General features: G+C 71.4%; 8 protein-coding genes. 6 read left to right on the top strand and 2 right to left on the bottom strand.

The window, feature by feature from the left end; all coding sequences use genetic code 11:
* The first annotated feature begins 99 nt into the window (after window positions 1-99).
* Complete coding sequence (locus EHS43_RS32525) at window positions 100-1,473, top strand: DEAD/DEAH box helicase (RefSeq protein ID WP_125194264.1); 1,374 nt, start codon at window positions 100-102, stop codon at window positions 1,471-1,473.
* Between the two features lie 152 nt (window positions 1,474-1,625).
* Window positions 1,626-2,456 carry an SAM-dependent methyltransferase gene (locus tag EHS43_RS32520; RefSeq protein WP_125194263.1) on the top strand — a complete coding sequence of 277 codons (831 nt, stop codon included), beginning with the start codon at window positions 1,626-1,628 and terminating at the stop codon, window positions 2,454-2,456.
* 268 nt (window positions 2,457-2,724) lie between these two features.
* Here EHS43_RS32520 and EHS43_RS32510 read toward each other — a convergent pair whose 3' ends face one another.
* Window positions 2,725-3,588, bottom strand: coding sequence for a helix-turn-helix transcriptional regulator (locus EHS43_RS32510; RefSeq protein ID WP_125194262.1), 864 nt, complete (start codon window positions 3,586-3,588; stop codon window positions 2,725-2,727).
* A gap of 143 nt (window positions 3,589-3,731) precedes the next feature.
* Here EHS43_RS32510 and EHS43_RS32505 point away from each other — a divergent pair, with 143 nt between their 5' ends.
* Both EHS43_RS32505 and EHS43_RS32500 read left to right on the top strand, forming a co-directional pair.
* Window positions 3,732-3,947, top strand: coding sequence for a 4-oxalocrotonate tautomerase family protein (locus tag EHS43_RS32505; RefSeq protein WP_125194261.1), 216 nt, complete (start codon window positions 3,732-3,734; stop codon window positions 3,945-3,947).
* 35 nt (window positions 3,948-3,982) lie between these two features.
* A complete protein-coding gene (locus EHS43_RS32500; protein WP_125194260.1) occupies window positions 3,983-4,675 on the top strand; it encodes a 2-phosphosulfolactate phosphatase in 693 nt (230 codons plus the stop codon).
* 27 nt (window positions 4,676-4,702) lie between these two features.
* Here EHS43_RS32500 and EHS43_RS32495 read toward each other — a convergent pair whose 3' ends face one another.
* Complete coding sequence (locus EHS43_RS32495) at window positions 4,703-5,485, bottom strand: SDR family oxidoreductase (RefSeq protein WP_125194259.1); 783 nt, start codon at window positions 5,483-5,485, stop codon at window positions 4,703-4,705.
* A 260-nt stretch (window positions 5,486-5,745) separates the two neighbouring features.
* Between EHS43_RS32495 and EHS43_RS32490 the strand changes: the two genes are divergently transcribed.
* Together EHS43_RS32490 and EHS43_RS32485 are read left to right on the top strand one after the other, a co-directional pair.
* On the top strand, window positions 5,746-6,633 hold the full coding sequence (locus tag EHS43_RS32490; protein ID WP_125194258.1) for an MHYT domain-containing protein: 888 nt from the start codon (window positions 5,746-5,748) through the stop codon (window positions 6,631-6,633).
* A gap of 73 nt (window positions 6,634-6,706) precedes the next feature.
* A partial coding sequence (locus tag EHS43_RS32485; protein ID WP_185806513.1) for a metallophosphoesterase occupies window positions 6,707-7,240 on the top strand: 534 nt, incomplete at its 3' end.

Raw genomic sequence — 7,240 nt, 5'->3', positions numbered from 1 at the left:
TCCCCGTCCACCATCACTTTGTGTTACCGTCTACCCTTTGCGCGCTCATGACTTCCTGCCGGGCCTTCCTCGGTACGTCCCCTTCGCGGAAGGCTCTTGATGGACCACCCCGACCAGACCGGTACGGCATCGCCCGCCGTTTCCTTCGCCGATCTGGGGCTGCCGGCCCAGGTGCTGCGTGTCCTCACCGAGCGCGGGGTGCGTGAGCCCTTTCCGATCCAGGCGGCGACGCTGCCCGACGCCCTCGCGGGACGTGACGTCCTGGGGCGCGGGCGCACCGGGTCGGGCAAGACGCTCGCGTTCGGCCTCCCGCTGCTCGTCCGCACGGCCGGGCAGCGCGCGGAGGCGAAGCAGCCCCTCGCGCTGGTCCTGGTGCCCACCAGGGAGCTCGCCCAGCAGGTCACCGAGGCTCTGACGCCGTACGCCGAGGCACTGCGGCTGCGGATGGCCGCGGTCGTCGGCGGTATGTCGATCGGCCGGCAGATCGCCGCGCTGCGGGACGGCGCCGAGGTCGTCGTCGCCACCCCCGGTCGACTCCACGACCTCGTGGAGCGCAATGCCTGCCGCCTGGGGCGGGTGCGGATCACCGTCCTCGACGAGGCCGACCAGATGTGCGACATGGGCTTCCTGCCGCAGGTCACCGAGGCGCTCGACCAGGTGCGGCCCGAGGGCCAGCGGATGCTGTTCTCGGCCACCCTGGACCGTGACGTCGACCACCTGGTCAACAGCCATCTCCAGGACCCCGTCGTCCACTCGGTGGACCCGTCGGCAGGCGCGGTCACGACGATGGACCACCATCTCCTGGTCGTCCACGGTCCCGACCGGTACGCCGTCACCACGGAGATCGCCGCCCGCGACGGCCGGGTGCTGCTGTTCCTGGACACCAAGCACGGAGTCGACCAGCTCACCCGGCATCTGCGGGCCGCCGGGGTGCACGCCGCCGCCCTGCACAGCGGCAAGTCCCAACCGCAGCGCACCCGCACCCTCGCCCAGTTCAAGGACGGGCAGGTCACCGTGCTGGTCGCCACCAATGTCGCGGCCCGTGGCCTGCATGTCGACGACCTCGACCTCGTGGTCAACGTGGACCCGCCGACCGACGCCAAGGACTATCTGCACCGCGCGGGCCGAACCGCCCGGGCGGGCGAGTCGGGACGGGTCGTCACCCTGGTGTTGTCGGGCCAGCGTCGTGAGGCCGGCCGGGTGATGACCGAGGCCGGCATCGAGCCGACCGTCACCAAGGTGCGCTCGGGCGAGGCGGTGCTGAGCCGGATCACCGGGGCCAGGACTCCCTCCGGCATCCCGCTCGACGGCGGGCCCGCCGTGCCCCGGCCGAAGAACACCAACGCCCCCTTCCGCGGGCTGGGCACCAGCAAGGACTCCGCCCGCGGCACCGGCGGCAAGTCCCGCAAGGCCGGCGAGGCCCGCAAGCTGGCCGAGGCCCGCAGGGCGGCCCAGATCCGTCGCGGCGGCTGAACCCGCGCGGCCCGGCGCCCTCGCGTCCTGGATACCCGAGCACGGCTTTCCCAGCCGGCCGGAATCCCCCAACAGGCAGGCGCGGGGCGAGTGTTCGAGCATAGGTTGTGGCGTGCACGATCCCTGCCTCGGCTGAAGGACGGACCCGCCCCATGACCGATCCGGTGACGACGCCCGAACCAGCGGAACATCCGGCAATCGACACTCCGGCAATCGACACGTCGGTGCCGCATTCCGCGCGCATCTGGAACTACTGGCTCGGCGGCACGGACAACTACCCCGTCGACAAGGCGGCCGGCGACGCCTACACCGCCGTCTTCCCCGGCATCGTCACGATCGCCCGCGGCAGCCGTGCCTTTCTGCGCCGCACGCTCTCGTACCTGGTCTCCGAGGCGGGCATCCGGCAGTTCCTCGACGTCGGCAGCGGCCTTCCCACCGCGCAGAACACCCATGAGGTGGCACAGCGGATCGCCCCCGAGTCCCGGATCGTCCACGTCGACAACGACCCGATGGTGCTGGCCCACGCCCGCGCCCTGCTCACCTCCACCCCCGAGGGCGCCACCGCGTACATCGAGGCCGACGCGACGGACCCGGACCGTATCCTCGCGGGCGCCGCCGCGACCCTGGACCTCGGCCGACCGGTCGCGCTCATCCTCAGCAACATCCTCGGACACGTCGCCGACCACGAGCAGGCCCGCTCGATCGTCACCCGCCTGATGGACGCGCTCCCCTCCGGCAGCCACCTCTGCCTCAACGACGGCTCGCTCGGCGTCGACCCGGTCTTCGAACGGGCCCAGGACGCCTACAACGACAGCGGCGCCGTCCCGTACGTCCTGCGGTCCGTCGACGAGATCACCCGGTTCTTCAACGGCCTGGAACTCGTCGAGCCCGGCGTCGTCTCCGTCACGCAGTGGCGTCCGGACCCCGGTTCCGGCGCCCCGGAGATCGTCGCCGAGCACGGTGGACTGGCCCGGAAACCCTGACGGGGAGGCACGGAAGGTCCGGCGGTCGTACGCGGGCCGCGCACGACTAGGGCGTGTTGCGAAAGTCCCGCCTGCCTCGCGACGCCATGCACGCGCCCCCATCCTCGAACCTGCTGCGCAGGGCTCGGACGGGGGGACCCCCTTCGCCGCACCGGGCGAAAGCCCAAGTACATCCAGTACGAGGGCTTCCGCCCGGCACGCCGAGAGCACGCACCTGACGCCGCGAGGCCCGCCCTTCGGGCGAACGACGGGACTTTCGCAACACGCCCTAGCGCAGGGTGTTCTCGTCGTCCGCGGACATGTCCTGGGTGCCGATGACGGCGAGCAGTTCCAGTCGGGCGGCGGCCTCGGTGCCGGGCGGGGCACTGAACCAGAGAAGCCGCTGGAGTCCGTCCTCGCTGAACAGGGTGTGGCAGTCCACTTCGACCACTCCCAGCGTGGCGTGGACGATCCGCTTGTGGTCGATGCGCCGCAGGGCGACGTCGTGGATGTCCCACAGGGCGGCGAACTCCTCGCTGCGGCGCCGCAGATCGGCCACCATCGCGGCGACCTCCGTGTCGCGGCCGCGCCGGGCGGCGACGGCCCGGAGGTCGGCGACGAAGGCCCTGGAGTGCTGGGGGTGGTCCTCGGCGGGATAGACCGTGCGGGCGGCGGGGTCGGTGAACCACCGGTGGACGAAGCTCCCGGCCGTGCCGCGGCGGGCGGGGGCGCGCCCGATCAGCGCGGCGGCCAGTTCGTTCTGGACGAGGGTCTCGTGCAGGTCGGTGATGATCTGGGCGGGGGTCGTGGTGAGGCGGTCGAGGAGGCCGAGCAGGGCCCGCTGGGCATGGGCGTTCGAGCCCTGGGCCACCGTGGGCACAGGGCGGTCGGCGAGGTGGAACAGATGGTCGCGCTCGTCGCCACCGAGCCGCAGTGCCCGGGCGAGCGCGGCCAGTACCTGCGCGGAGGGCTGGACGCCGCCTCCGCGTTCGAGCTCGGTGTAGTAGTCCGCCGACAGCCCGGCCAGCTGGGCGACCTCCTCGCGGCGCAGCCCGGGGACCCGGCGACGCGGTCCGGTGGGCAGGCCGACGTCGGAGGGCCGTACGCGATCGCGCCGGGACCTCAGGAACGCGGCGAGCTCGGCGAGGTTCATCCCGCCATCATCACGCGGAACGCGACGGCCGAGCCAGGGGGTGCCGACCCCAGGGTGGACACAGCCCTGGCTGCGCACGCCGCCCCGGACGACCGTGGGGGGCGTACAGAGTCCGCCGCCCTCATGGATGGAGCAGCACCCTCATGCCCTTCGCGAACTTCAAGGTCCCCGCCGGCACCCTCACCGAGGAGCAGAAGCAGCGGATCATCACCCGCACCACCGACCTCTACGTGGACGTCTACGGCGAACGCGCCCGCGCCACCACCCTCGTCCTCGTCGAGGAGGTCACCGACGGCGGCTGGGGCATCGGCGGCCACGTCCTGACCCTCGCCGAACTCCAGCGGGCCGAGGGGAGTTGACCCTTCGGTCGCCGGGCTGCGGCACCATGGGCCGAATGCGTTCTCATTTCCTCGGAATTCCGGAGCTGACGCGGACTCCCGCCGTCGCCGTCGTCATCGATGTCCTCCGCGCGTTCTCAGTGGCCGCACACGCCTTCGCCGGTGGGGCCGAGAAGATCGTGCTGGCCCCCTCGGAGGACGAGGCCCTGGAGCTGAAGGCCGGTCATCCGGGGTGGCTGGCTCTCAAGGACGGGGCTCCCGCGCCCGGTTTCGACGCGTTCAACTCCCCCGCCCTGCTGGCGGACCGTGACCTCGCCGGCCGCACGATCGTGCAGAAGACGACCGCGGGAACGGTGGGTGCCCTGGCGGTGGCCGACGCCAGGCTGCTGCTGTGCGCGAGTTTCGTGGTGGCCGGCGCGACCGCGCGGCTGCTGCGTGAACGCGGCGCGCAGGAGGTGACGTTCGTCGTCACCGGTGAGGAGGGGCGGGCCGAGGAGGACAGGGCGTGTGCCGAGTACATCGCGCGGCGCGTCGAGTCCGACGGGGTGGACGTGGAACCGTATCTCCGTCGGGCGCGGGAATCCCGGTGGGCGGCCTCGTTGGAGCGGGGTGCGCGGCAGGGACTGCCGGGCGTCCATGCGGACGATGTCCGGCTCTGTCTGGAGGCCGACCGGTTTCCGTTCGCCATGGCCGCGGGTCGCGAGGACGCGCTGATGGTGCTGCGCCCGGTTCCCGTCCCACCGGAGTGAGCCCGCGCGCAGCCGACGCGAACAGCCTTACGCCAGGCCCCCGTTGCTCTTCAACAGCTGCCCGTTGACCCACTGCCCCTCCCGTGAGCACAGGAAGTCCACCAGGTGGGCGGTGTCCTGCGGGGTGCCGAGGCGACCGAGCGGGGTGGCGGCGAGGCAGTGCGCGCGGACCTCGTCGGTCATCCAACCGGTGTCCACGGGACCGGGGTTGACCACGTTGGCGGTCACGCCGAGGTGGCCGAGTTCGTGGGCGGCGGCCAGGGTGATGCGGTCCATGGCGCCCTTGCTCGCTCCGTAGGGCAGGTTCCCGACGGTGTGGTCGCTGGTGAGGCTGACGATCCGGCCGGTGCCCCGTTCCGCGGTGAAGCGCCGACCGAACTCACGGATGAGCAGCCAGGTCGCGCGGGTGTTGACGGCGAAGTGCCGGTCGAAGCTCTCGACGGTGGTGTCGAGCAGTCCGGAGTCGACCGACTCGCAGTGGCTCATCACCAGCGCGGTGACGGGGCCCAGCCGTCGCTCCGCCTCGTCGAAGACGCGGGCCGGTGTCGCGGGGTCGGCGAGGTCCGCCTCGATGGCCGCGGTGGCCGCGCCGAGCTCGGACAGGCTGCTGCCGATCGCCTCCGTCGCGCCGGGTTCGGCGCCCCAGGCCATGCGGGCGTCGTACGGGTTCCAGTAGGTGAAGGCGATGTTCCACCCCGAGGCCGCGAGGCGCTGCGCGATCCCGGCGCCGATGCCGGCGGTACGGCCCACGCCGGTGATCAGGGCGAGGGGGCGGGGGACGGAGGACGGCTGTTCGGTGCGTGTGGTCACGGGGCGGGATCGTTCACGAACGGCGGCGAACCGGCAACCGCCTTTCCCGCCGCGTCGCCGCGGCAGTGCTGAAAACTTGTCAACACTGGCACATCCGTGGTGCCGCCGCGTCACCTTGGCCGGAACTCGCCGCCATGTGACTAAAGTTCAACATCGCCCTCCGTGAATTCCCTGTTTACCCCCGGTAATGCCTTGCCTTCCGGGATCTCCAGCCGTAACCCTTCCTCCACGACCAGCCAAAACTCTGGGGGAGTTGGCTTATGGAAGGCACGGTGGACGGGTTCCGCTACGGTGCGGTGACCCCGGTCGCCGCCTATCTCATGGCGTGCCTGGGAGGGGCTCTGGGGCTGCGCTGCATCGTGCGCACCCTGCTCAGCACGCAGTCGTGGAAGGCGGGCTGGCTGGCACTCGGCGCCGCCTCGATCGGCTGCGGCATCTGGACGATGCACTTCATCGCCATGATCGGCTTCCAGGTCGTGGAGACCCGGATCCGCTACGACGCCGGGCTCACGGTCCTCAGTCTGGCCGTGGCGATCGTCGTCGTGGGCATCGGCGTCTTCATCGTCGGCTACCGCGGCGCCAGCCCCCTCAACCTCTCCTTCGCCGGCGTGATCACCGGGCTCGGCGTGGCGGCCATGCACTACCTCGGCATGGCGGCGCTGCACCTGAACGGTACGGTCCGTTACGACCCCGTCGTCGTCGCGCTCTCCGTCGTCATCGCGATCGTCGCGGCGACCGCGGCCCTGTGGGCGGCCGTCACGATCCGGGGTTTCCTGACGAGCCTCGGTGCCAGCCTGATCATGGGCGTCGCCGTGACGGGAATGCACTACACGGGCATGTCCGCGGTCAGTGTCCATGTGCACGGCACGACCGGTGGCTCGTGGGCCGGCGACTCGCCCACCTCGCTGCTGCTGCCCATGCTCCTCGGACCGGTGGTCTTCCTGCTGCTGGCCGGAGTTGTGGTCATGTTCGACCCGCTCCTGGTGCTCGGCGAGGGTGACTGGAACCGCCCGTCCGCCAAGGGCGCCCGCACGGAAGCGGCGTCCGGCTCGCCCCTCGACGGCCAGGAGGGCCAGGAGCCGCGGGTGATCCACGCCCGGGCGGCACAGGATCCCCAGTGGGCGGCCCCGCACGGCCCTCGAAGGTGAGACCCGGCCGGGGACATCGCCGTACCGCACTCCCCCGTCCCGGCAGGTTCTAGATCGTTGTTACGGTGCACCGGTGTCTGACTCCTCACGCGATACCGCCGAAGGCGCCGGCTGGGGCTCCACCCGACCCGGTGAGTACAAGCGGCTGATGCCGCCCGAGGTCGAGAAGATCTCGTGGCTGGACCCGAAGACCCTGTGGGCCGCCCGCAACGGCGTGGTCGCCTCCTGGTTCGGGGACCCCACGGGCCGTACCAGAAGCCGCTGGGTGGCCCAGCGCGCGGCGGCCGGCGCACCCGCCGACAAGGTGATCCGGCGCGAGGACCCCGAGTCGTTCTCGTTCATGGTCATCGGCGACACCGGCGAGGGCGACGATCCCCAGTACGCCGTCGTACCAGGGTTTCTGAGGGTCGGTCAGGACACCAGGTTCGCCGTCGTCGCCAGTGACGTGATCTATCCGGTGGGCAGCGCGGACGACTACGGCACGAAGTTCTTCCGGCCCTACCAGGACTATCCGGCGCCGATCTACGCGATACCCGGCAACCACGACTGGTACGAGGATCTCGGCGCCTTCATGCGCGTCTTCTGCGACGACGCCCCGCCCCTGGAA

This window comes from Streptomyces sp. RP5T, assembly GCF_003933965.1.
In the GTDB taxonomy this organism is placed as follows: domain Bacteria; phylum Actinomycetota; class Actinomycetes; order Streptomycetales; family Streptomycetaceae; genus Streptomyces.
The sequence above is the reverse complement of the archived record's forward strand: the minus strand, read 5'-3'. Positions and strand labels throughout refer to the sequence as shown.

What these genes read in the sequence shown, in the direction of transcription:
- EHS43_RS32510 (WP_125194262.1), bottom strand. Translation starts at nt 3,588, where the DNA reads ATGAACCTCGCCGAGCTCGCCGCGTTCCTGAGGTCCCGGCGCGATCGC.
- EHS43_RS32505 (WP_125194261.1), top strand. Translation starts at nt 3,732, where the DNA reads ATGCCCTTCGCGAACTTCAAGGTCCCCGCCGGCACCCTCACCGAGGAG.
- EHS43_RS32520 (WP_125194263.1), top strand. Translation starts at nt 1,626, where the DNA reads ATGACCGATCCGGTGACGACGCCCGAACCAGCGGAACATCCGGCAATC.
- EHS43_RS32525 (WP_125194264.1), top strand. Translation starts at nt 100, where the DNA reads ATGGACCACCCCGACCAGACCGGTACGGCATCGCCCGCCGTTTCCTTC.
- EHS43_RS32490 (WP_125194258.1), top strand. Translation starts at nt 5,746, where the DNA reads ATGGAAGGCACGGTGGACGGGTTCCGCTACGGTGCGGTGACCCCGGTC.
- EHS43_RS32500 (WP_125194260.1), top strand. Translation starts at nt 3,983, where the DNA reads ATGCGTTCTCATTTCCTCGGAATTCCGGAGCTGACGCGGACTCCCGCC.